Annotated in this window: 15 protein-coding genes and 1 pseudogene; 9 read left to right on the top strand and 7 right to left on the bottom strand. The window is 45.7% G+C overall.

Annotated elements, in window-relative coordinates; translation table 11 throughout:
• The first annotated feature begins 10 nt into the window (after positions 1 to 10).
• Complete coding sequence (locus Q0460_RS02990) at positions 11 to 817, top strand: 3'-5' exonuclease (RefSeq protein WP_299084708.1); 807 nt, start codon at positions 11 to 13, stop codon at positions 815 to 817.
• A gap of 1,835 nt (positions 818 to 2,652) precedes the next feature.
• Here Q0460_RS02990 and Q0460_RS02985 read toward each other — a convergent pair.
• The gene (locus tag Q0460_RS02985) at positions 2,653 to 3,789 is read right to left on the bottom strand and encodes a glycerate kinase (RefSeq protein WP_299084704.1); all 1,137 of its coding nucleotides are present in this window, start codon (positions 3,787 to 3,789) and stop codon (positions 2,653 to 2,655) included.
• Positions 3,790 to 4,182: 393 nt separating this feature from the next.
• The gene (locus Q0460_RS02980; RefSeq protein ID WP_299084701.1) at positions 4,183 to 5,559 is read right to left on the bottom strand and encodes a GntP family permease; all 1,377 of its coding nucleotides are present in this window, start codon (positions 5,557 to 5,559) and stop codon (positions 4,183 to 4,185) included.
• Between the two features lie 298 nt (positions 5,560 to 5,857).
• Between Q0460_RS02980 and Q0460_RS02975 the strand changes: the two genes are divergently transcribed.
• Positions 5,858 to 6,010, top strand: coding sequence for a hypothetical protein (locus Q0460_RS02975; RefSeq protein WP_177387612.1), 153 nt, complete (start codon positions 5,858 to 5,860; stop codon positions 6,008 to 6,010).
• A 148-nt stretch (positions 6,011 to 6,158) separates the two neighbouring features.
• Positions 6,159 to 6,302: a hypothetical protein gene (locus tag Q0460_RS02970; RefSeq protein ID WP_295152461.1), complete on the top strand. Its 144-nt coding sequence runs from the start codon at positions 6,159 to 6,161 to the stop codon at positions 6,300 to 6,302.
• Positions 6,303 to 6,770: 468 nt separating this feature from the next.
• Here Q0460_RS02970 and Q0460_RS02965 read toward each other — a convergent pair whose 3' ends face one another.
• The gene (locus Q0460_RS02965; protein WP_299084696.1) at positions 6,771 to 7,193 is read right to left on the bottom strand and encodes a Sua5/YciO/YrdC/YwlC family protein; all 423 of its coding nucleotides are present in this window, start codon (positions 7,191 to 7,193) and stop codon (positions 6,771 to 6,773) included.
• Positions 7,194 to 7,206: 13 nt separating this feature from the next.
• A pseudogene (locus Q0460_RS02960) lies at positions 7,207 to 8,105 on the bottom strand (DMT family transporter).
• Positions 8,106 to 8,253: 148 nt separating this feature from the next.
• Here Q0460_RS02960 and Q0460_RS02955 point away from each other — a divergent pair.
• Positions 8,254 to 8,535, top strand: coding sequence for a hypothetical protein (locus tag Q0460_RS02955; RefSeq protein ID WP_299084693.1), 282 nt, complete (start codon positions 8,254 to 8,256; stop codon positions 8,533 to 8,535).
• A 293-nt stretch (positions 8,536 to 8,828) separates the two neighbouring features.
• Here Q0460_RS02955 and Q0460_RS02950 read toward each other — a convergent pair whose 3' ends face one another.
• From Q0460_RS02950 to Q0460_RS02940, 3 genes are all read right to left on the bottom strand, one after another.
• The gene (locus Q0460_RS02950; RefSeq protein WP_299084690.1) at positions 8,829 to 9,389 is read right to left on the bottom strand and encodes a hypothetical protein; all 561 of its coding nucleotides are present in this window, start codon (positions 9,387 to 9,389) and stop codon (positions 8,829 to 8,831) included.
• A gap of 369 nt (positions 9,390 to 9,758) precedes the next feature.
• Positions 9,759 to 12,266, bottom strand: a complete 2,508-nt coding sequence (gene lon / locus Q0460_RS02945) for an endopeptidase La (protein ID WP_299084687.1) — start codon at positions 12,264 to 12,266, stop codon at positions 9,759 to 9,761.
• Positions 12,267 to 12,274: 8 nt separating this feature from the next.
• Positions 12,275 to 12,922, bottom strand: coding sequence for an outer membrane protein assembly factor BamD (locus Q0460_RS02940; protein WP_299084684.1), 648 nt, complete (start codon positions 12,920 to 12,922; stop codon positions 12,275 to 12,277).
• Positions 12,923 to 13,174: 252 nt separating this feature from the next.
• Here Q0460_RS02940 and Q0460_RS02935 point away from each other — a divergent pair, with 252 nt between their 5' ends.
• From Q0460_RS02935 to Q0460_RS02915, 5 genes are all read left to right on the top strand, one after another.
• Complete coding sequence (locus Q0460_RS02935) at positions 13,175 to 13,927, top strand: type II secretion system protein (RefSeq protein WP_299084681.1); 753 nt, start codon at positions 13,175 to 13,177, stop codon at positions 13,925 to 13,927.
• 12 nt (positions 13,928 to 13,939) lie between these two features.
• Positions 13,940 to 15,004 carry a type II secretion system protein gene (locus Q0460_RS02930; RefSeq protein ID WP_299084678.1) on the top strand — a complete coding sequence of 355 codons (1,065 nt, stop codon included), beginning with the start codon at positions 13,940 to 13,942 and terminating at the stop codon, positions 15,002 to 15,004.
• Entirely contained in the window at positions 15,004 to 15,537 is a 534-nt protein-coding gene (locus Q0460_RS02925) for a hypothetical protein (protein WP_299084675.1), read from the top strand. Before Q0460_RS02930 ends, Q0460_RS02925 begins: the two co-directional genes overlap by 1 nt.
• A 15-nt stretch (positions 15,538 to 15,552) precedes the next feature.
• Entirely contained in the window at positions 15,553 to 16,095 is a 543-nt protein-coding gene (raiA, locus tag Q0460_RS02920; RefSeq protein WP_298027797.1) for a ribosome-associated translation inhibitor RaiA, read from the top strand.
• Positions 16,096 to 16,687: 592 nt separating this feature from the next.
• The gene (locus tag Q0460_RS02915; RefSeq protein WP_299084671.1) at positions 16,688 to 22,798 is read left to right on the top strand and encodes a hypothetical protein; all 6,111 of its coding nucleotides are present in this window, start codon (positions 16,688 to 16,690) and stop codon (positions 22,796 to 22,798) included.
• The last annotated feature ends 278 nt before the right edge of the window (positions 22,799 to 23,076 follow it).

The raw sequence follows: 23,076 nt of genomic DNA, 5'->3' as shown, positions 1-23,076 counted from the left end.
GGGTAAAATTTTGACGCATAGAATCGAAAATTTAATAAATTTACTGGCTCAAAAGAGCATAAATTATTACGACTTTATCTCAAAAGCAAGCGATATTGCCGAAATTACCGAGCTTTTTGAGCCCAAAGACCTCTCGATGTGGCGCGCGCTCGGCATAGAGATAATAAAACTCGACAACGGCAAAATCACGCTCAAGACCCGCGAGACGGACATTTCAGATGAAATTTTTTGCTTTGTGGACATCGAGACGAACGGCGGGCTCTCAAACGGTCAGATCATCGAAATCGGCGCGATAAAAACGCGCGGCACGCAGGAGCTTGATCGCTTCGAGAGCTTCGTTTATGCGCCCGTCGTGCCCGAAAATATCACGGAGCTTACAGGGATCTGCGCGGACGATCTGGTGGGCGCGCCGCCGCTAGCTAGCGTGCTGGAGCAGTTCAGACTGTTTTTAGGCGATAGCGTTTTTGTGGCGCACAACGTCAAATTTGACTACGGCTTCATCGACGCAAGCCTGCAAAAATGCGGCTTTGGGATGCTTTTAAATCGCAGGCTCTGCACCGTCGAGCTCGCGCGCCGCACGATCGAGGCGCAAAGATACGGGCTCGGCTCGCTAAAAGAGCTTTTAGGCGTGCAAAACGTCCACCACCGCGCATTTAGCGACGCCGTTTCCTGCTTTGAAATTTTCAAATTCGCGCTCTCGCGGCTGCCGTGGAGCGTGCAAAGTACCGAGGATCTGATACTTTTTAGCAAAACCGCAAAAAGCCTGGCTTTGCCTAAGCCGCAGATTTCGGAGCGCGGCGAGGGCGAAATTTTATAAACCGCGCGCCGAATTGAGAGATGAAATTTTAGCGAAATTTCTCGCCGCCGTTTGAGAGGTAAAATTTGCGCTTTTAAGCGGCGGCGCTTTAATCTGCTCAGATTATGGTAGCGTAAATTCGATCCGAGCGATTTTGGCGGGCAAATCGGCGCGTATGGACCTAGATTTTAAAATTTTACCCTTGCCGTAGCGATTGAATGCACACAAATCGCGGCGGTGCAAATTTAAAGCGCTACTGCGGCGAGATGTGGTTGCGAGCGAACCGAAACGGCGCGAATTTAAGCAGACGCGGTTTTAAATCGCATTGCGATCGCACCGGATTTAAGTGCAAATGCCCGCAGCAGCACCCTCCGCGTATGCCAACCAGGCGGATCATGCGATTTTAATTTACTCGGGCGGGTGCGGCAGCGAGCGCTCGCGGAGCCTTTTTGCTTTCGCGGCTTTGATTTTTGCGGAGATAAATTTTGTGCCTGCCCGCGGTTTTACAACCTTGCTTCGGGCGAATTTTATGAGCGCTCGCAGTCGCGCGGATACGTCCGAAGCGTCGCGCGCCTTAAATTTTAAAATTTAGCCTAGACGCGCGAATTCGATGCTTTAAACTCTAAAATCAATAAATTTTGCCCGCGCCTGCGCGTCTTTTGCGTCCTAAAAGCGATAAATTTAGCGTGTCCGCACCGCCGCCGCAGATACGCTAGGCACGAGGGGCTTCTGCATTCGCCGCTTGGAATTTTGATTTTAGCTTGAACCTGGTCGGTATGCGCCCGTGCCGCAAATTTTAAAATGGAGCTTTATAAAATTTTTTGGCGCCGACCGAAAATAAAATTTCATAAATTTTTATCGCAAAACATAGCGCGATCGGAGCAAATTTAACGCAAGCCCGGCCCTATCGTAGCGGCATACGGCGGCCGCATCCGCACTAAATTTAGCGATAAGCAAATCCGCGATCTTAATAATACAAATTTACGCAGACGCGACTCACCTCTCATCAAAGCGTCATCGGAAGGCTGATGGGCTTTGTGGGCGGGCGAAGTAGTGCGCCGCCGCCGGCCGCCGTCATCTTTGCAGGAAGCGCGATCTTGCGATTGAGCAGCCTTTCTTACCTCAAAATGAACATATCGCGGGCTAAAATTTAAACGGAATTTTATAAAGAGGATCGCTGCTTTTAAATTTACGTTGCAAATTCCATAGACTGCGAATACAGCGGTTAAATTTTAAAATTCTGTCTGTCTTAATCATGCCTTGAGGTTATGTATTGCGAGGGTTCGCGAACCACTTGATTGGAAATGAGTTTTAAAGCCCGCCTTGCGTTTGTATCGCGCGTAGTAAAGTAGAATTTCACGCCGCCCGTCGCTGCGCCGCCGCTTAACCGCCTCCGCCTTTTTAAACGCGCTAAAATTTCAAACAAAGCTCCTCTCTAATTTTACTTTAATGCAAAATTTATCCGCTTGCCGCAGACTGCGGCGGATGAAATTCTGTTGCCCGTCGCAAGCTGCGTATAGTATTTGCTTGCCGCGCATGCACGTCATAGCCCGTATCCTCTTGCCGCAAGCCGCCGCTTTACTAACGTCCATCGTTGTAGGCTCTCGCCTGCTTCTTCGCGTATATTTTTGCGCCTTGTAAGCTGCGCGTCACCGCATCTGCGTCAATATCACGCCGTGCCTTTAAAGCACGCAAATAATTTCGTTTCTTCGCTGTTCTCGCCTCCTGCCGCACTTTGTCGTGCTTATATGTTGCGATCCGCCGCCGCCTTATTTCGCAACCGCACCTGTCACGCATACATACCGCGCTCGCTGCAAGTTTTAGCGCCCGCGCCTTAAAATTTCAGCCCAAAAGCTCTATTTCGCGCCGCGTCCGAGCATAAACAATCTCACCGCTTGTTCGGCGACGCGGGCTAAATTTTGTGTTGCGGTCTCTTTTTCCATCGCGCGCTCAAGGCTCATCGGTTCGTTTAGGATGCAAAAAAATGCTCCTATGCCTCGCTCGTTACAGCCACCGGCACAGGGCGAGATACCGCCTGCTAGCGCGATTACGGGCACGCCGTAGGAAGCGGCGATCTTCGCGACGCCGCAAGGGGTTTTGCCCATCGAGCTTTGAAAATCGAGCCTTCCTTCGCCTGTGATGACGAGCTCGGCGTCTTTCATATCGCGATCCAGTCCGATCTCTTCGGTAATGATGTCGATGCCCGGCTTAAGCGTCGCGTTTAGAAAGCTTACGAAGCCAAAGCCTAGCCCGCCGGCAGCTCCTGCTCCGGGGCTATTCCAAAGCTCGCGTCCAAGATGTTTGCTTACGACGCTTGCAAAATTTATAAGTCCTGCATCGAGCTGCTTTACCATCGCTGCATCCGCACCCTTTTGCGGAGCGTAAATATATGCCGCGCCGTTTTCGCCAAAAAGCGGATTATCTACGTCGCAGGCGATAAGAAACTCACACTCTTTAAGATGTGGTAGCACCGAAGTGCAATCTATCGTGGCGAGTTTAATCAGATCCTCGCCTGCTCCCGCAAGCTCTGCGCCATTTGCATCTTTAAATTTAAAGCCGAGCGCGCGCAGCATCCCCATGCCCGCGTCATTCGTAGCACTTCCGCCGATGCCGATGATAAACTTTCGCGCTCCGTGCGCAATCGCATGCGCTATCATCTCGCCAAAGCCGTAGGTGCTCGTTTTTAGCGGATTGCGGCGCGATTTTTCGATGAGCGGCAGACCCGATGCGGACGCCATTTCTAAGATACCTAGCTCGCCTTTTAAGGCGTAGCGCGCGGGCGTTTTTTCGCCTAACGGATTTGCTACGATGACGTCCATGAACCTAGCTTTTAGCGCGTCGGCAAGGGCTTCAACGCTTCCTTCGCCGCCATCTGCGATAGGTTTGACGAGCACCTCGCAGCCTAGCTTCTCGATGCCTGATTTTACGGCGTTGCCCGCCTCAAGCGAACTAAGCGAGCCCTTAAACGAGTCGATCGCGACTAAAACTTTCATATTTTTCCTTTAGCTGGTATTTTAAAATTTTGGAATTTTACAGCGCATAGGCTAAATTTACGATGACAAGATCGAAGCAAGAGTAGAATTTTAAAATCTCGTCGCCAAATTTATGGGGCAAATTTTAAAATTTCATGTCGTGGAATTTTAAAATTCTGTAAGCCACAAAATTTCGGCTAAATTTTAAAATTCCGTAGCGATAGAATTTTAAAATTTTGCTCCTTGAGGCTTTGTGTGTAAATTTAAAACTCCGCTATACGAAATTTTAATACTAGGGCATTTACGCGGTGGCTAGCTACGTAAATTTAAAGAATTTAATGTAGCTAGCCGCTGGTAGATGCCGCGTATTGCACTCCGCACTGATTTAGCGCTGTAGCGGCTAAATAAGCTAGCCTATATCAAAAACAGCGACAAAATCCACACGCTGATCATACCCGTAATGCCCATAATTAGGGTTAGCATAGTCTGTGTGCGGTAGCCTTGCTGCGGATTCATCTTGCTGAAATTCGTAACGACCCAAAAGTAGCTGTCGTTAGCGTGCGAAACCGTCATCGCGCCCGCTGCGATCGCCATTACGACGAGTGCGCCGGACATTTCGGAGGTGAATCCCAACACCTGCATCAGCGAGCCGTCCGCGTTAAACGCCCCCATAATCGAAGCTGTAGTGATGATCGCCACGGTGGAGCTTCCTTGTGCGGTTTTTAAGACGGCTGAGATTAAGAACGGGAAGAAAATCCCCGCGGCTTTAATGGCAGTCGCATTGTCCTTGATGTAGGTTACGAAGCCGGCGTCGGTGATGACCTTGCCTAGCACTCCGCCCGCTGCGGTGATGAAGAGGATCGGGCCTACGATTTTTAAGGATTCGTTGGTGATCTCGCTAAATTCACCTAATTTGCCGGTTTGCATGAGTAAAAATACCGCAAAAACTACGCCCAAGGCTAGCGCGATGATAGGATTTCCTAAAAATTGCGAAATTTCACCCGCAAACCCGCCTACTTTTAGGATCTTGGCGACGGAACCCAGCGCCATAAATAGGATCGGCACCAAAATAGGGGTTAAGCTTAAAAATCCGCCCGGCAATTTGCCGTATTGTTTAAGCAGATCGTCGTAGCTTTTAGCGATGACTTCATTCGCTTCAGCCTCGCTTATATGCACGCTCTTGGCGACCTTTTTAGAAAAAAAGTATGTAGCGATCAGCACCGGCAATGATACTACCGCGCCCATTGCGATTACGAGTAGCAGATTGCCGCCTAGACCCACGGCGCCTGCTGCGGCGATCGGTCCCGGAGTCGGCGGGATGAATACGTGCGAGGCGTAAAGTCCGCCGGAAAGCGCTACTGCAAGAGCGACCGGATTTTCGCCGATTTTTTTGCTGATCGCTTCTCGGATCGGGTTTAAAACGACGAAGCCGCTGTCGCAAAATACGGGGATACCCACGATCCAGCCCATTATGAGCATCGCAAGCTCGGGGCGCTTTTGTCCGACTACGTTTACGACCATATCGGCGAGTTTGAGCGCCGCGCCGGTCTTTTCGAGTACGGTGCCGATGAGCGCGCCGAAGATTATGACGATACCGATACTCTTAAACGTGCCGCTGAATCCGTCGCCGATAATCGCAGGGATCTTGGCTAGCGGTATGCCCGCGACAATCGCGAGCGCCAGGGAGATAAGCATTAGCGCCAAAAATGGGTGAACGCCTGCTTTGGAGATCAAAAAAATCATCACGACGACCGCTATGGCGAAGCAGATGATTAACGCAACACCGCTCATAAAAGCTCCTTGAATGGATTTAATTTGCCCGCAAGCGGTTTAAACTTAAGCTCCGTTTGCGCCTCAAATTTAATGCGGTAATTTTAGCGAAATTTTAATATAAAGCAAGAAAGGCGGCGTTAAATTTATGGAAATTTATGATTTATGCGGAAATGATGGACTAGCTAGCGGAGTTTATCGGTTGGAGCTTATCGGTGCCGCGCGGCGAGAGGCGGTTTAAATTTTAAAATTTGCGGCGTTTGACTTGACACACGTTGCGCGGCGGCGGAAATTTTATCGCGGATCGGTCGTCGTCTTGGTGCGGCAATGGAGACCGCTTGCGCTTTACGCACAGCTTTGGCGGCTTGGGGGCGTGAGCGACGCGGACGGCTTTGCGGCGCTTGCTGCGGCGGAAGCAGTGAAGATAGAGCGCAATAGCCGCGGCGGCGATAGCGGCGATGAAAGGCGATAGTATCGGCGGCGGCGGGACTTTTGATATACAATCGGCGATGATAGAATTTTGATCGAAATTTACTCCCGCGGTGATGAAATTTTAATTAAAACTATCGGCAGAAGCGGCGGCCGAATTTTATTAAAACTATTGGTACAGCGGCGAAATTTTGATTTTGGCGGCGTCAGAGAAGCTGTTTTCACAAGATGGAATTTTAATCAAAGGCAGAAGCGGCGTCGGTAGGGCTGCGATAAAACGGCGCGTAGCGGCTAGGATAAAAACCAGCGGCAATGCCCGATCTTTAAAATTTTAATCGAAAATGCTCGGGATGCAAGAATTTATAGCGACAATCTTAGCTCGCCTGAGTTGAAATTTTGATCGAGAGTATTTGACGATAGAATTTCATTCAAAAGCTAGCAATAGCGAAATTTTACGGCTTCGAGAATGGCAGAAATTTTACTATTTGAAGGCAACGGGAAGTGGGGGGGGGGGGTTACAGCTTTTTATATGATTTTTCTGAGAGTTTTTCGTGAACTTTTCGTAATTTTTTAAAATTTCAGACATATTTTATGCGGTTTATATGTGACGAAATTTCACGGCTCGGCTAAATTTACAGAGCCATTTTAAATTTAGAAGGCCGTTTTAAATTGTGCAGAGGACAAAGTAGCCGAAACGAGGTATCCGGTTTTAAATTTGCAAAGCCGTTTAAATTTGTAAAGTTACTTCCCGCTGCGCCTCTTTTTTATGTGCTCTTTGCGCGTGTAAATTTTAATCGGCAGCTCTATCTAATCCGCAAAATTTTAGTTTTTGAAATTTTATAAATTTTCGAGCTTGCATTTTGGCTGAAATTTTGATCCACTACCTCGTCTGCCGCCGCTTTCGCCCAGGCTTCATCGAAGTTTTTCCCGTTTAAATTTGCGCTGCTAGAGTAAAGCCAGTCAAATTTACGCAAAAACTCCTCGTGAGCGCACTCTTTTACGACGCGCACGGCCTTGGCGTTCGGATACAAAAACGTCTTTTTTCTCGCGCGGCGCACTAAATTTTTAAATTTAGCGGGCACGCGAGCTAGATTTTTTAGCTCGCTAAGCTTTGCCGTCGTTATGAGGCAGGGTTTATCCGCGGCTCGGCGTTTGAGCGAGTTTATCTCGCGAAAATCCTTACTCAAAAATCCCGCCGTCGTATCGGTCTGCGCCAAATAGATCATCTCTTCTCCAAATTTACGCCTTTTTCCTATCTTTAGCCAGCAAAAATATGCACGAGATAATGAGCGTAAAGCCCGCAAAATCAAGAAACACGAACTCCGTCCCCAGCCAAAAATAGGCAAACGCCGCGGCGCTCACCGGCTCGATGCACGCGATCATGCTCGCCCTGCTCGCGCCTATTATCTTTAGTCCCGTCATGTAAAAACTAAACGCACATATCGTGCCAAGTACCACTACTGCGGCAAGCGCCGCAAAGCCCTGCGCGTCGCTCACGCCGCCTAGCTGCCAAACCCGCGTGTAAAGCGCGAGCGCGCCGCCGCCGATGACCATCCCCCAGCCTAAATTTAACGCGACGGGGTTTTTTGATTTAGCTTCGTGGGAATGAGGCTGTATATCACGACGCCAAGCGCGCTAATCAGGCACCAAACCAGCGCCTCCGCGCTGATAACCAGCGAGCCAAGATCGCCGTGGGTGGCGAGCAGCACGACGCCCAGCACCGCGAAAATGAGCGCGATGAGCTCGACCTTTTTAGGCGCGCGCCGCTGTAAAAAGCAAACGACGGCGAGGATGAGCGCGGGCGCGGAGTACTGGATCACGGTCGCGACGGCGGCGTTTGAGAGCTCGACACCGCAAAAGTACGAATACTGCGTCATCATAAGCCCAAAAAACGCGTAGATGAGCAGCTGCGGCAAAAGCACGCGATCTTTTAGCGGCGCAAAGGCTAGGCGCGGCGAGCAAGCGATGTAATACGCTACCATCGCAAGCCCGGCGAGGCCTAGGCGGTAGGGCACGAGCCAGTCGGCGCTGACGCCTTTTTGCGTGAACAGATACTGCCCGCAAACACTGCTAAATCCCCATAATACGCCGCCAAGAAGAGTGATGAAAACGCCAAAAAATTCGCTCTGTGATCTCATTTGCCGCCTTAAATTTAAAGCCAAAGTATACAAGCTTATGCTTAAGCTGGGGTTAAATTTGGGCGAGAGCTAGCAGGGTAAAGCTAAATTTGATTAAGTCAAATTAAATGGCGAAAAACCTAAAATTTAAAAACAAAAAGGAGAAAATTTGGGCGAAACGACTTTTATGATTATATTTTACTGCGCTTGCGCACTGTTTTTGGCAGCGGTAGGATACTTCGCTTTGGGCGTTTTGGCGAAATTTTACGCTTTTATCAAATTTGCCACGCGCCTTTGCTTGCAAGACCCTAAATTTAGCCCCGCCATGTTTGTGCCTGCGTGCATTTTATCGCTTTATATCGCGCTGGTTTCGACGAAAATTTTTAGCATTATCTCGCCTGCACATAGATTTTATTCGTATTTTGCGTATGTTTTGACTTTTTGTGTTTGAGCACGGCGAAAGCAAATGCAAAACTGCTAGAAGGGCTAAGCGCGAAAAAGGATTTAAGAGAATCCGAAAAACTCGCCAAAGAGGCGCTAGAGTGGCTCACAAACTCGCCGAATAAAGAAGAAGCGCTACTGCAAGCAAATTTTATCAGAATAAAACTAAAGCAAATACGCCGTGCGGCTTAAATTTATGGTTTTAGCCGTTTAAATTTAGCGTTTCACGCGTCAAATTTGAGCTAAATTTGCGCTCATTTATCGACGAGTACGGTCAAATTTAAACAAGCTTTAACGAGTCGGCTAGTGTTGCCTAAATATCCGTCCGAAAAACACAGCCGTTTGGTGAGCCCTAAGCAAAATGAACGCCCGCAGCTGCCTACAAATCTGCACAATAAGATACGCCGACATCATCACGCAAAAATTTGCAATGCCAAAGCCTATCATTTCATAGTATAAAAATAATTCTAGCCTCACCTGTGCTATGAACTCTCGCGTCGGGCGATAAGAGTGCCATATGCTATAACCCGAGAAAAAATCATCAAGTCCGCCGAATACCAAAAAGCATACGATAAGCGCAAGCAAAATAATACCTTGCGAAAGCGCCTGGGCGTTGTTTTTGTTTTCCTCAAGCCTGCCGGTAGCTCCTTTTGCCACGCCGTAAAGCCCCGCAAACAGCAAACAAACGGGCATAAAAAAGCATAAATAGCTAAGATGAAACGCCGCCACGTCGCCAAAGGCGGTTTTTGTCTGTGCCGCGTTTATAGCAGGATAAAAATCCGCCATAAACGCCGTAAAGCCTCTAAAAACCGCATGAGCAGACAAAATTTCTTCGGGTATGACAAAGAGGCTAAGAGCTGCCAAAGCATAAGCGATCAGGCTAATAAAAAAAGGCGGTTTTAAGCTTCACTGCGGCTAATCTTAATCTTGCTTTTAGTCTTATCATTTTATTGCTTTATATTTTGATCGCAAACGGCACAAGCGGGAATCTAAAGAGTTTTTAAATTCCGTACGCCATGCGGTAGGATTTTAAAATTTCAGAGTCTACGGTAGCGCTCAGCCAAATTTAGAATGCGAATTTAACCTATAAATTTGGCTGAATTTACGGACGTCAAATTTACGGACTAAATTTGACGTCCGAATTTACGGTTTTAGTTTCTTAACCTCACCCGCCGCTCAGATACTCCTGCAGACTCTTAACCTCCAGCGCGCGGCTAAAGCGGCGCTTTAAATTTAGACTAGCGCCAGCTTTAGAACCTCTTCGATCCGATCTACCGGCGTTATTTTCAGATCGTTTTTGACCTCGCCCGGGATCTCCGCTAGGTCGCGCTCGTAGTTTTTGCGCGGGATCAGCACTTCGGCGATTTTGGCTTTGTGCGCGGCGATGAGCTTCTCCTTAAGCCCACCGATCGGCAGCACCTTGCCGCTTAGCGTGATCTCGCCCGTCATCGCCAGATCGGCGCGCACCTCGCGCTCGCTTAAAATCGACGCGATCGCCGTGCTCATCGTGATGCCCGCGCTCGGTCCGTCCTTGGGCGTCGCGCCCTCGGGGACGTGGATGTGAAGGTCGAATTTATTATAAATCTGCTCCGAGCTTTCGGAATTCTCCTCCTCGCCTAAATTTCGTGCCGCCGAGCTTTTAGACGCACCGCCGTTTGCGCGCAATGCGGAGTTTTTGCCCGCGCGTGAGGCTTTTGTCGCGCCGCTCTCAGCGTCTTGAGCCGCTTGTAGCTTGCCCTCGTCGATAAGCACCTTTACGACGCTAAAGGCGATCTGCGCGGATTCTTTCATCACGTCGCCGAGCTGGCCCGTGATCGTCATCGCGCCCTTGCCTTTGATCTTGACCGCTTCGATCTTTAGCACGTCGCCGCCTACCGCGGTCCACGCAAGCCCGTTTACGATGCCGATTTGATCACACTTTTCGACCTCATCGATCTCAAAAATCTTTTTATTTAGAAATTCGCTTAAATTTTTCGTCGTTACGACGATTTTTTTAAACTCTTTGTCTTTTAAAATTTTAACCGCGACCTTGCGGAAGATCGCAGCGATCTGGCGGCGCAGGTTTCGCACGCCGCTTTCGCGCGTGTACTCTTCGATGATCTCGGCAAGGGCTGCTGGGTTGATCGCTACGTCGGCTGATTTTAAGCCGTGGCGTTGCAGCTCCTGAGGGATCAGATAGTCTTTAGCGATCTGAAATTTTTCCTGCGGCGTGTATGAGCTAAGCTCGATAAACTCCATCCTATCGCGCAGCGGCGCGGGTATGAGAGATACGTCGTTTGCCGTGGCGATAAAGATAATCTTGCTAAGATCGATGTTGAAATTTAGATAGTAATCCCTAAAGCTCGAGTTTTGCTCGGGGTCTAAAATTTCAAGCAGAACCGCCGTCGGATCGCCCTTGTATGAGCTTGAAATTTTATCGATCTCATCAAGCACGATGACGGGGTTCATCTGATTTGCCTCGATGAGCCCTTGCACGATGCGGCCGGGCATCGCGCCGATATAGGTGCGGCGGTGTCCGCGCAGCTCGTTTACGTCCTCAAGCCCGCCCAAAGCGATGCGGATGAGTTTGCGCTTAAGCGCGGTCGCTATAGAGTTTGCAAGGCTCGTCTTGCCCACGCCCGGAGGGCCGTAGAAACACAGAATCGCGCCGCCGTTTTTGCCGTCCTCTTTGCTTTTCTTACCGCTTGTGCCGCGAAGCTCTAAAAGCTGCTTTAGCGCAAAATACTCCTCTATACGCGCCTTGGGCTTTTTTAGGGAGTGGTGGTCTTTGTTTAGCTGCGCCGTAACGCCTTCGATGGACATCTTATGCTTGGCAGTCTTTTCAAAAGGCACCTCCAAAACCCAGTCCAGATAGCTCTGCACTAGCCCCGCATCGGCGCTGTCGGGATGAAGGCGGGCAAATTTATCGATCTGCTTTTTGATCTCTTTGTAGGCATCCTCGCCCAAATAGGGCTTTTTGGCTTCCAGCTTTTTGCGGTATTCCTCGATCTCGACGTCGCGATCGGCATCGCCGCCTAGCTCCTTTTGGATCTGTTTGAGCTGCTCTTTTAAAAAATACTCTTTGTTCGTCTTATCGATCTTAGAATGAACCTTGCTTTTGATCTCCTTTTCGAGCCTCTGCGCTTCGATCTCGTCGGAGATGTAGTTGATGAGGTTGAAAAGGCGCTTTTGCAAATTGCTCTCGGTAAAAAATGAGTAGGCTACCTGCTTTTTTAGCCGCAGTGCGCTTAAAATCAGATCGCAGACGCGTGCGGCGTCGGTGCCGTCGTCGATGGTCTTTAGCAGATCGTTCGGGAAAAAATGCGTAAGCGTGCTAAGCGTCTTAGTTTTTTCCTTTAGCACGCTTACCAGCGCGTCTAATTTCTGGTCGTTGCCGCGCTCGTCGTGGATGATATCGATGGTAGCGACCAGCGGATCTTGCGAAATTTCTTTTACGATTTTGCCTTTTAGTGCGCCTTGGAATAAAATTTTAACCCGACCGTCGGGAAGCGGCACGGTTCTCATCACAGAGCCCACGACGCCTGCGTTGTAGATACCGCCGAAGCTTCTATCGCCGCTAAATTCCGACTTTGAGCTTACGACCATTATCATAGATTCGTTTTTGGCGGCTAGATCGAGGGCTTTTTTGTTATGTTCGTCGCCGATGAAAAGGGGCGCTATCATAAACGGATATAAAAATAGCTCGTCCTCGACGATGATAGGCAGATCGCTCGGGAAGGTTGTATTTTGCATCAGTTGCATCGCTCCTCCTACTCAAAAATCGCGCGATACCAAGGCGAGTGCGGTTTAATGACGTCGGTGCCGTTTAGCGGGGATTCTTCGATGCGCTGCTCGTAGATTTTGGCAGAACTTTCGCGGTCGGTACGCTGGTAAAGGTCTTTGATGTCGATATTTAGCTGATGCTCGGCAAGCCTAAGCTTTGTTAGCATCGTCTCAAGTAGTGGACGATACTCGCTCTGCGGGTATTCAGCTATAAATTTTCGAATTTCGTCGATGCTGTTTAGCATTAGCTTTTGGTTGCGATTTGGGCGGCTAAAGGAGTCGAAATTTGCTCTAATTTTTAGAAATCTCGCGTATTCGATCTTTTGCGTCGTGCCGTAGAGGCGGATATATTCGTCTAGGTATTTGTTTGCTTTCTCGTAGTTTTCATCCTCCACAAAAGCCCACGCCATAATGAGTGTCATCTCCTCAAGCAGAGGCGAAGCGATATGCTCGCTAGAAAAGCTAGTATAATGCTTCTCGGCATCCTCCATGCTGGCGTTATTGATATCTTCTAAAATTTTAGAATACCATGCCTCAGGGCTTAGATTAAAAAGCTCGCCGTCGCCCTTGCCGCTGCAACCGCCGATAAACGCGATAAATAGGAGAGCGTATAGAATTTTACTTAGATTTGTCATAAAAAATCCTTGGAATTTATTTAGCTCGTAATTTTATAGTCTTTGAGTAAATGCAAGCTTAAATTCCGCGTTCAAATTTAAAAATGGAATTTCTTTAAAATTTTTATGCGTTCGGGCTTAAAAATCTTTGAAAACCGAAAAAATTTACGCGATAAATTCTAAATTTAAGTTTAACAATAGTATAATTAGCGCCGATAACGCAGAGTAAGTTTGCGTTTCCGTAATTTCAAAATTTTAAAGAAAGGATGTAAGATGAAAAAAGGTTTTACTCTAATCGAGCTGATCTTTACCATCGTGATTTTAGCGATCACTACGATGGCGATCCCGCGTATCGTCGCGCAAACCACCGAGCTAAACGCCCTCGCGATCAAAGAGGAGCTCGTATATAACGCCAAAGCTTTGATGTCGCGTGTGTCTAAGGCGCAATGGGATAGCGCATACGCAGCAGATGCTACGTGCGGAGGAGATGCGAGCTGCATGGATAGAATTTTGACCGTAACTCCAGTCGTAGATGATTCGGGCAATAGTACCAAGGAAGTTAGACCGGGGATTTTGTCGGAAGCTAGTCAGCGTGGAATCAGCTCCCAAGCTCCAGCTACGAAAAAGCAATTTGGTAGAAATGGAATTTCTTTTGGCGGCGGTCGTTATAACGATGTTGATGACTACGATAAATTTACTACTCAAATGACAGTAGGCAATTTAGTAGGCTCTAGCAGTAGAGGTGATTTTATCCTCAATACTAGGATTAATGTCGATGTAGATTATGTAGCAGAGCCTTTTAACGCGGCGGAGTATGCTACGGGTACCGATATAAGAGGTGTTCTTAGAGATCTACCTAACGACGAGTCTGCTGCCCCTACTAATATAAAGATGGTTAGGGTCGCTGCTACGGATATAAACGACGCTGTAGCTAAAGATGGTACTGCTAAATCAGTTGTTTTAAAGGCATTTTTATCTAATATCGGCGTCGGCGTTCAGACAACCGTCACTAGACTACATAACTAATAGGAGCGCGAGATGAAAAGAGGCTTTACCCTTATAGAGCTTGTGTTTGTTATCGTAGTGCTGGGGATCATCTCGATGTTTGGCGCTGATCTATACACCAAGATCTATAAATCTTACGTGCATGTACGTGCGGTAAATCAGCTGGAAGCCAGAACGCAAAATGCGATGATGCTAATCACAAATCGTTTAGAGGATAGAATAAAAAGCTCTACCATAGGTAGAGATCTCGCCGTAAATGATTTTGTGCCGATTAGCGATCTTACCAATCCGAGATTTGATATATTAGAGTGGATCGGACAAAGCGTAGAGACTAGAAATATAAATCAGAGAAATCCTGGCTGGAGCGGCTTTATGTCAATGTCGCAGCTTCGAGATACTACATGGGTAGCCGACACGAATAACGCCGGTTATATCGCAGATACGAGAACCCCGTTTAATATGGTATCCTTGGGTAGTGATTTTCCGCAAGTAGCTAGGATAGTTCGGAATTTAAGGGCTACTGCTTACAATACTCCATCTAATAATACCCAAGTCGCCGTTATATTTAGAGTTGTTACTAATGATGCTTCGCCTACTAGTGTAGGCATAGGCTTCGGCTACGATAGGGCTGTTTGGGCAGACGGCAGAAACCGCGTGCTAATCGCCGTAGGCACTCCTAGTGCTGCGGGTAGCGGTAGTATACAAGGAGAAACTATTACTATCAACCAATATCCGTTCAATCCAAACAATGCCAACTCACAGGAATTTTCTGAGCAGTACTATATAGCTCATAGCGCCTACGCGATCGTTCCCGCTAATGTCGTAACTTATACGAAAGACAATGCGGGAAATTTGAGTAAGAATTTTGATCTAGTATTGAGGTATAACTATCGTCCTTGGAGCACCGTTGCAGGCGATGCACATTCATATAACAATAATAATACTGGCAGCGCATTGCTTGCTGAGGATGTGAGCTTATTTAGATTTAAGGATGATAACGGTGCCGTTGCGCTTAAGCTATGTATGAGAGACGACGGCAGAAATTTCGATCCTTCGGAGCTGGATCTAAACGTTTGTAAAGCACAGGTGGTGTACTAATGAAAACTATGCAAAAAGGCTTTGCTCTAGTAGCAGCCATATTTTTTATCATCATTGTAGCGACTACGGCTATTACGGCACTATCTATAGCATCTATGACGGCTCGCGATGTCAATAATATCCAAGGCAGAGAGCAGGCGCTACTACTAGCTCAGAGTGCTACGGAGCTAGCTGTCCTTGCTATGCAAAAGCATGAGTATCTAACTACCGATCTTAAGGCAGGAGGCGCTACAGCTGCGAGCAACCCTACACTAAATACGATTACGCTCGAGTACCCGTCAAATGATCCGGCTCAAAAAATGTTTGATATCACCGTGACGTTTGGATATTTCGATAGACAGCTGGGTGCGCCCGGCAATCATACCGTCGCTTATAGTAATTTTGGGCAGGGTTCGTCCGAAAGGCTTGCAAATGGTAGCGTGGGTAGAATTCTAAGCCATGCTGCACTCGTAGACGTATTAGTGAGATCTAACGTAGAAGTTATGGGAAGGCCACAGATCACATATCATAGGCGTACTATTCAAAAACCATAATGTAAAGGAGAGGCGATGAATTTAAATATCGTAGGTAAGCAGTTTGAGCTAACGGAATCTATCAAAAATTATGTCGAAAACGCATTTGAGACGCTAGAAAAATATAATCTCGACATCATCTCGGGGCGTTGTGTAATTTCTGCCGACGAGAAGCAAGGCAAAAAGGGCTTCGTGGTGGATTTCTCACTAAATTTAGCGCATCAAGACACTATAGTCGTGCGTCAAAAAGATAAAGATCTCTACGCTGCCGTCGATCTCATCGTCGAGCGCGCCTCAAAAGTGCTTCGCAGATACCACGATAAGGTAAATTCTCACAAAAATCGCGACGAAATGAAGCAAAACGCCGTAGATAATGCAATCGGCGTTAATGAGCCAAATTTAAACGACGAGGTCGATGAAATCGTCCCTACCGAGCTAGAGCTTTATAAACCGCTAGAGATTGATGAAGCGCTAAATAAGCTGAAAGAAAGCACTGATCAGTTTTTGGTTTTTAATGATATGGATGCCAAAATGCGTGTGCTTTACAAGCGTAAAGACGGTAAATTCGGTCTGTTTTAGCTAAATTTCATATTCGGGTATTTGAAATTTCAAGCGCTCGAGTTCTGATGAAATTCGGATCGGGTGCTTTTTTTAAATCGTCTCTGTTATAACATAGCGCCGATGAACTTTGGAAAAATAGCTGGTCATGTTTTTGCAAAGTCCAAATTGCGATGTCTTTAATTCGCTGCACTAGGAATTTTTACAGAGTAATACCGCCCGATTTTTAGTTGTGACAAGCCTTGTTGCGAGAATTATCTACGAGCAGTGAAGCCGTAAAGCGAATGTGGGTGAAGTTGCGTGAGCAAAAAATCGCGCTCAACTCGCCGTAAGCGAGCCGGCTTTTCGTAGCGGATGTAAAATTTATTTCAACATCAAATCGTAACAGAGCTTTTGAATTTTAAAATTTGCTGAAATTTTTGATAAATTTCCGTATTTTTTATATTTTATGAAATTTTTTCATCGTTAAGTTTTCATCGCGTTGTCGTTATTTGCCGTCCCATTTGAAATAAATTAAATTTTAATTATAAATCTTTCAAATTGCACTGTAATTTAAGCAAAAAAAATGTAAAATAATAGTCAAAAGTTATGTTATTGACCGGAGGGTAGTATCATGAAAGTTAAGAGTTTTAAGTTGGTGCCGATTTTGGCACTCTTCGTTTGTTGTTTGACAAACGCGTTTGCAGATGGTGACAGGTCGAACGTGAAGATAAATCCTGCTACCCCAATGAGCAACGAGTATCGTGACGATGGCGTGCTGGACGGAAAGGCAGGCAGAAGTGGTTGGACTTGGAACGGAGATCAGGGTTTGTATAATTTCACCACTATAAAAAATCGGTCTGACGAATTAAACCAAAAGCCGATAGTTAGATTCGGCGGTGCGGGCACATACGTCTTTGGAGACTACGCCGTGACCGGAAAGCCGGTGATTAGTTTAAGCTGGCCTTCTGCTCTAGGCCGTGATTACATGTGGGGAGCAAAAGGCACATACATTAAAGATGACGGCGACGGACAGTTTTATTTGAATAGTTCAAAAGCTGTTTTGAGGCTTCCTAAGGGCGTGACTAAAAACGATATAGTCTATGCGAGACTTTATTGGCAGGGAAATATATTCAGCACGACTGATTTTGACAGCGAAGCAGAATACAACAGCAAAGACGGAAAAAAATTGACCGGTTTTGCTAAGGGGTATACACGGGTGAAATTTAAAATGAAAAGCTCGAAAGGTAAAGCTAGCATAATAGAAGATGTTTATAGAGATAGATGCGAAGGAACGGCTGCTTGGAACTTTTTGGCAAAATCTCGCAAGCCCTTACGTTTGCGTTTAAAATATGGCTGCACTAAAGATATTACCGATCTAGTCAAGAAATATTTTGAACCTTATTCCGACAGCATTGAATTTACTGTAGGAGACGTAAAAACGAGTGATGGTATGGATCCAATCGGTGCAGATTTTACCAATGGAGAGTTCACCACCGCTCGTATTGGGCCGTACGGCGGATGGGGAATAATCGTAGTATATGATAAAACCGCCAACTCCAGAAGGGCTTTGCTAGATAATTTACAATCTAACGATAGCGTAACGGGTCAAAAAATGACTTATAAAGAGGCCGTAGAATATAAAAATAAATATTTTAAACCAAAAAACGTAACTATTTACGGCGATTATTTTGTCCTCACCCCTTGGGATAATGGATATACGCCTATAAACATTAACGCTACCATCAATGGATTTTATACACCTAGAAGTGGGTCCGTAAGTGCAAAGCTAGGGTTTTTAGGGTTTGGTGGCGAGAGAAAAATGACCTCCGACGAGTATTTTAAAGTTCAACACAAAGGAACCGCACAAATGGATTCGCTATACGGATCCGGTGTGGTTAATCAACGGTTAGCTAACGATCGCGCTAATATATACGACGGCTCTGTCGCTTTACTTATAAATGATAACGGCACCTATAAGTATAGCTATCCATACGGCACTGGTTATTTAGGTGGATTTGATCTGGACGAATTCGATATCGGTTCAAAGATGAAGAATGCGCAATCTAGTCTAAACATCTCTTTGGGTGCGGCGTATGAAGATCTCAACGGAGGTCAAGCCGATCAAAACTTTATAAGTATGATTGCTATTTCCGCCGATTTGTATGTCCCTCAAATGTGCTATCAGTATGAGGTATATAACGCCGCTAACTGGGTAAAATTCTTTAGAACCAAAGACGAAGATCCGCAGAATGGCAAAGTTATCGGTAGCAGATATAGTAAGACTGAGATTGACGACAATAAGCCAGAGCAGATCAAAAACCCGGTAGTTGCGGGTGAAAATATCTATTATAGAATGAAATTTGAAAATAGATTGAATGGCGGCAATAGCGAAGATGCAGCAGGTGCGGTAATATCGATCGACTTTGGTCAAGCCGGCGCTACCTATACCAAAGATAGCGCTACTATAAATAACGAGCTAGTCGTAAATGATCCTATCAATACCACTACGGATACCATACCTGCGGCGGCAGCAGAGCAAATGGTCTATCTGCGCGACGGTCAAAAGGGCGCATTTAAGACGATGAAAGACGTCATAGATAATACTAAAACTCCTGATGTTCAGGACGCTATTTATAAAGATAGACAGTTTACTGCGCTTGATGGTAATATATTGAAATTTTATATAGGTCAAGGCGCGGGAGACTTAACTCCTTCTTCAACACCGGGCGGTAGTCCTGTACCTGTAGGCGGATTAATGCAACCGGGTAAGGCGGCATACGGCGAGTTTAATGCTACCGTAAATACGGGTGCAACCATATTGCAGGCTCCTGCCGTGACATTAAGCTACAAGATGAGTATAGATATCGGCGGCGGTCAGCGAGTCTTCATAGAGATGGATAGCGCTTCTGAACTTGAGCTATGCGATGCGACAAAGGTTTCTAAAAGCGTTAATATCCTACCTTTAAGCGGTTTGCAGGTAGTCAATAAGAATTTTAGTAAAAATGACGACGACGATAGGCTATATACTCAAGTTTCCGATAAGCCTTTCGATGCGAAACTTATCTTTAGACCGGATTACGAGAGCCAATATTGTAAGTCTTATGACGATAAAACTGGTAAATGCGAGGAGTATATTGATGCGGCTGCAAATTCCAAATACTTTAAAAGGGATCCTCTTACGGGCAAGCTTGTATATATCGGTAGCGAGGCTAGAAAGCTTGAAAAATTTGATTTGAGTGGTAAATTGTATTTATCCGTTGTTAGAGCAAGAAATGCTGCTACTACCTCAGATAAAGTTGCCGATAGTGATAAGGGAAATAGTGCAGTTTACTCATGCCGATCCGTAACAGACTCTTTAAAAATTCCATTTAAACTAAATGGCGATGCTTATTCCATAGATAAGAAAGTGGATTTTAAAGACAAGTCTATTTTAGAGCTAAATAATATAGAAATAGGAGACGCGTATCAGGGTCTTACGTTTATGCTTAGCTATCGTCCGGACGAGCAAGCTACCTCAAGATCTGATTTAGATCAGTATATAAAAAATAAAGATTTAAATAATAGCGATCCTAAGGCTTATTATTTAGAGCTTAAGAAATGGGAGCTTAAGAAGCAATACGGGTATTGTGAAGCCAATGAAGATTTTGATTGGTGCAATAAAAGTCTGACTGCGGAACAAAAGAAGGATATCTGGGATAATATCATACAAAAGAAGCTAGACGAGCTTAAAAATAGTATAGATACGGCTAGCGATGAGTTTGGTATTAAAATGTCAAAAGACGGCTCATTCCACATATGTGGTAGCGATAACTTCGTGCTTCGCCCAGCATATTTTAATGTAGATACAGAAGCACTGAAGAATTTGGGCAAGTATAGCAAGATCGTAGATACCACTGCTAGCGGCGATATAACTAAAAAAGGCGTTAGTACCGATGTTTATAATCCTACCGAACTTCGCGTGGGTGGTGACTATGAGCAGAACGCAGATATCTTGGCTCATGTAATATCGGCCAGAAGCTATAGTGACAACGGCGTACCTAACTACACAGCAGAAATCGGTGGCGATCTTGGCAATCAACGTTATCATCTGCGTAAAAGTTATGGCGCAGATTCCGACGATACTCAAGATATATCAACTAAGATTCGTGGTATTCAAACCTATTTGCGTCCGTTTATATCTAATGAATGCGCGGCTAATGTCACTACTCAATCCTATTACGTAGATAGAAAGAATGCTTCCACTACATTAAAACGTGGCGTTAAAGAAGATAGTTGTTATGGCGGTACCGCAGTGGAATATTCCGGTGCTAAATACAATGCCGAAACAGGCAAATATGAGATTGATCCGGAAGCTATCAAAAAAGGCTCTTTTGGCAAGAGCGATGATGTCTCGTGCGTATTAAATGGGACAAGCTCAAAATTCGACGCATCGTATAGAAGAGTATGGGATAAAAATGCCGTAAGCTTATGGGCGAATTTTAACGCTAGAAATATCGTAGAAGCAGGAGGCGTTGCAAAATTTGATAGCAAAGGTCATGTTCAAGGTGCATATCTGATGACCCAGTCCAGAAAAGATCCGGAAGCTAAAGATAAAAGCTATGCCGTTATCTATACCGAAACCATAGGTAAAGATGCCGATAAAATTTTTAACTACTATAATGTCGGCGATGTACTCGTAAACATCTATGATAATTCGTGGACGGATGCTTATTCCGATCAGACATACTCTAAAAAGTGGAAGAGCGCTAAATGCATTATCAATTCATCTAGCAATACTCCGGACGCTAAAGGTATGGTAGGTTGCGACGTAGGCATGAGAATTGCTGCTAACAAAGATAAAGCTATAAACGACAATATTGTATTGCGCTATAAGCCGGATCGTATCAGAGTGTCGCTCGTAAGCCTTGATAATGGTATAACAACCGGCGTAGGCGATAATAATATCACGGGTGGAACATCCGCATATACATATTTTAATGATCCGTATATTGAGAATAATGTCGTAGTATATCCGGGCGAAAATCCCGCACAGAATTTAGCTGTAACGCGTCAGATAAGTCAGCTTGCCAAACTTAAAGTCAATGCTGTAGCGTATCTATCTGACAAAGTTTATAAGGATGTCATCGCTACGCTTTATGACGGATATAAGCAGGATGTTGGCGGCACTCCTCAAGCCGTGTGCGGATTTTCGAGCGATCTTGATTTTGCGCTAAATTTTGGATTTGATTGTCAAAGCAATAGTGCCGACGGACGTTGCTCCACAGCTACCGCTAGCAGGACCGGCGGAGATACAAATTACGTGCCGTATCCTAATAGACCTACCGTTGTCTACAATATCCGTGGTGGTACACAGTTTTTCGCTAGGAATTCTAACGAGTGCCTAGGCCCTACAGGATATGATAGCAGATGCTATACATATAACGCAAGAACCTTAAGCTCAACTGTTACCGGAGGTTGGGAAGAAGCTGCTTCCGCTGCTGATACGGGCTACGGCTTGCCTATACCGCTTGGAATGGCGCTTAATTATTACTCCGACGCTTCATTAATAGGCGGACTTATTAATAGACCAAAAGGCGGCACAGGAATTAAGTACGATTCTAAGTCAACGGATTTCAGGATTTTAGCACAAGGATTTAGAGAGGGGCAGACCCCTGGTTCAACTGTATATTTTAATTTCGCTAGGATGCATAAAACCCCTAGCACTCCGGTGCTTATCTACGCTAGTGACTTTAATATCGGAAATGGCACGATTAGTATCGCCGAAAATTTTTGGCCATCAAAATTTGATAAATCATACAATGCTATCTCAGATACAACTTCGGAGCAATATAAGAAAGATGATATAAAGCTATCTCATGAGAGCTTCGATGACTTTGTTACTAGGAAAGTAGAAGAGACGACGGGAGTTAAAAAAGCAAAAATGAGCGTTGCAAATAAAGCTGCTTATATAGCCGCTGCTAATTCCAATAGCAAGACATATGCAACAGGTAAAACCGTTATAGACTATAGTGACAATGTAGGCACTTATGCGCTATTCGTCTATGGTACGTCATATGACAAGAGCCTGGGATCTAGAGTGTATCAAGCCACTACCAGAACCGGGGTAACCGTGCCTATTTATACACAGATCTATTGCGGCAGAACCGATAGGTGCGCGAATATGCCTGCTCCTAGCGCAGAACTTGCTTATGAAGCCCCTAACTCGAATATATTTACCGTGCTAGCGGCTCAAGATCGTAGCCTAACTGATTTTACGAAGTTCGTAGTAAATACTAGGGCTACTCTAAATAATATAGGAGCAGAATTCGTAAGCGCTTATACTAGCTTTACACCTACTGGCGTAACTGTTCGCAGGGGTAATGTAGTAAGCGGCGGTAAGGAAGATATAGCTATCCAGGCTACCGTACCAGGTCAGGCTAGGATACGTATTGAAACTAACCCATGGCTTATCCATACGCCTGCTGAAAATCAGAGAACTATGTTTACCGTACCTCCTACTACTGGAGCTTACTCTAGCAGGTTCCCTGGTGTGCCGCAGTATTTTAATCCTCTTACTGTAAATGTAAGAGCTGTTAGACCTACAGTCTGGGGTGGAGAAGGTCAAGTCAAGTCCGGTACGGAAGACGACGTAGGATCATTCGCTGGTGGTAGTACAGCGGATAATAGTACTAGCGACACTTCGACTAGCAAGCTAGGTACGGGCGACATTCGCGATATTTACAATCAAAAGACCGATTGGTAGTATCCCACGCTAAGCTGGTAGCATATGAAGGCTAGCCTCCTGGCTAGCCTTTTTTTATGAGCGAAATTTTGGTTTTCTTGGCGACAGATATTTTGAAATTTTGCTTTGCAAATTTTTGTCTGTAAATTTCATGAGATAAAATTTTTTGGAATTTTAAATTGCGAAATTTTACTATAAGACTTGTCGATAAAATTTTACTCATTGAGATTTGTGCGCCGTAACGGCATAGAATTGCGCGCTAATCCCAAGCGGTAGAATTTCAAAGTAAAATTTTATAT

Source organism: uncultured Campylobacter sp. (assembly GCF_937980635.1).
GTDB lineage: Bacteria > Campylobacterota > Campylobacteria > Campylobacterales > Campylobacteraceae > Campylobacter_B.
The sequence above is the reverse complement of the archived record's forward strand: the minus strand, read 5'-3'. Positions and strand labels throughout refer to the sequence as shown.

Bases quoted from the DNA above. Each gene is read 5' to 3' on its own strand.
- Q0460_RS02940 (WP_299084684.1), bottom strand. From the start codon at position 12,922: ATGACAAATCTAAGTAAAATTCTATACGCTCTCCTATTTATCGCGTTT.
- Q0460_RS02915 (WP_299084671.1), top strand. From the start codon at position 16,688: ATGAAAGTTAAGAGTTTTAAGTTGGTGCCGATTTTGGCACTCTTCGTT.
- Q0460_RS02965 (WP_299084696.1), bottom strand. From the start codon at position 7,193: ATGATCTATTTGGCGCAGACCGATACGACGGCGGGATTTTTGAGTAAG.
- raiA (WP_298027797.1), top strand. From the start codon at position 15,553: ATGAATTTAAATATCGTAGGTAAGCAGTTTGAGCTAACGGAATCTATC.
- Q0460_RS02935 (WP_299084681.1), top strand. From the start codon at position 13,175: ATGAAAAAAGGTTTTACTCTAATCGAGCTGATCTTTACCATCGTGATT.
- lon (WP_299084687.1), bottom strand. From the start codon at position 12,266: ATGCAACTGATGCAAAATACAACCTTCCCGAGCGATCTGCCTATCATC.
- Q0460_RS02930 (WP_299084678.1), top strand. From the start codon at position 13,940: ATGAAAAGAGGCTTTACCCTTATAGAGCTTGTGTTTGTTATCGTAGTG.
- Q0460_RS02985 (WP_299084704.1), bottom strand. From the start codon at position 3,789: ATGAAAGTTTTAGTCGCGATCGACTCGTTTAAGGGCTCGCTTAGTTCG.
- Q0460_RS02980 (WP_299084701.1), bottom strand. From the start codon at position 5,559: ATGAGCGGTGTTGCGTTAATCATCTGCTTCGCCATAGCGGTCGTCGTG.
- Q0460_RS02925 (WP_299084675.1), top strand. From the start codon at position 15,004: ATGAAAACTATGCAAAAAGGCTTTGCTCTAGTAGCAGCCATATTTTTT.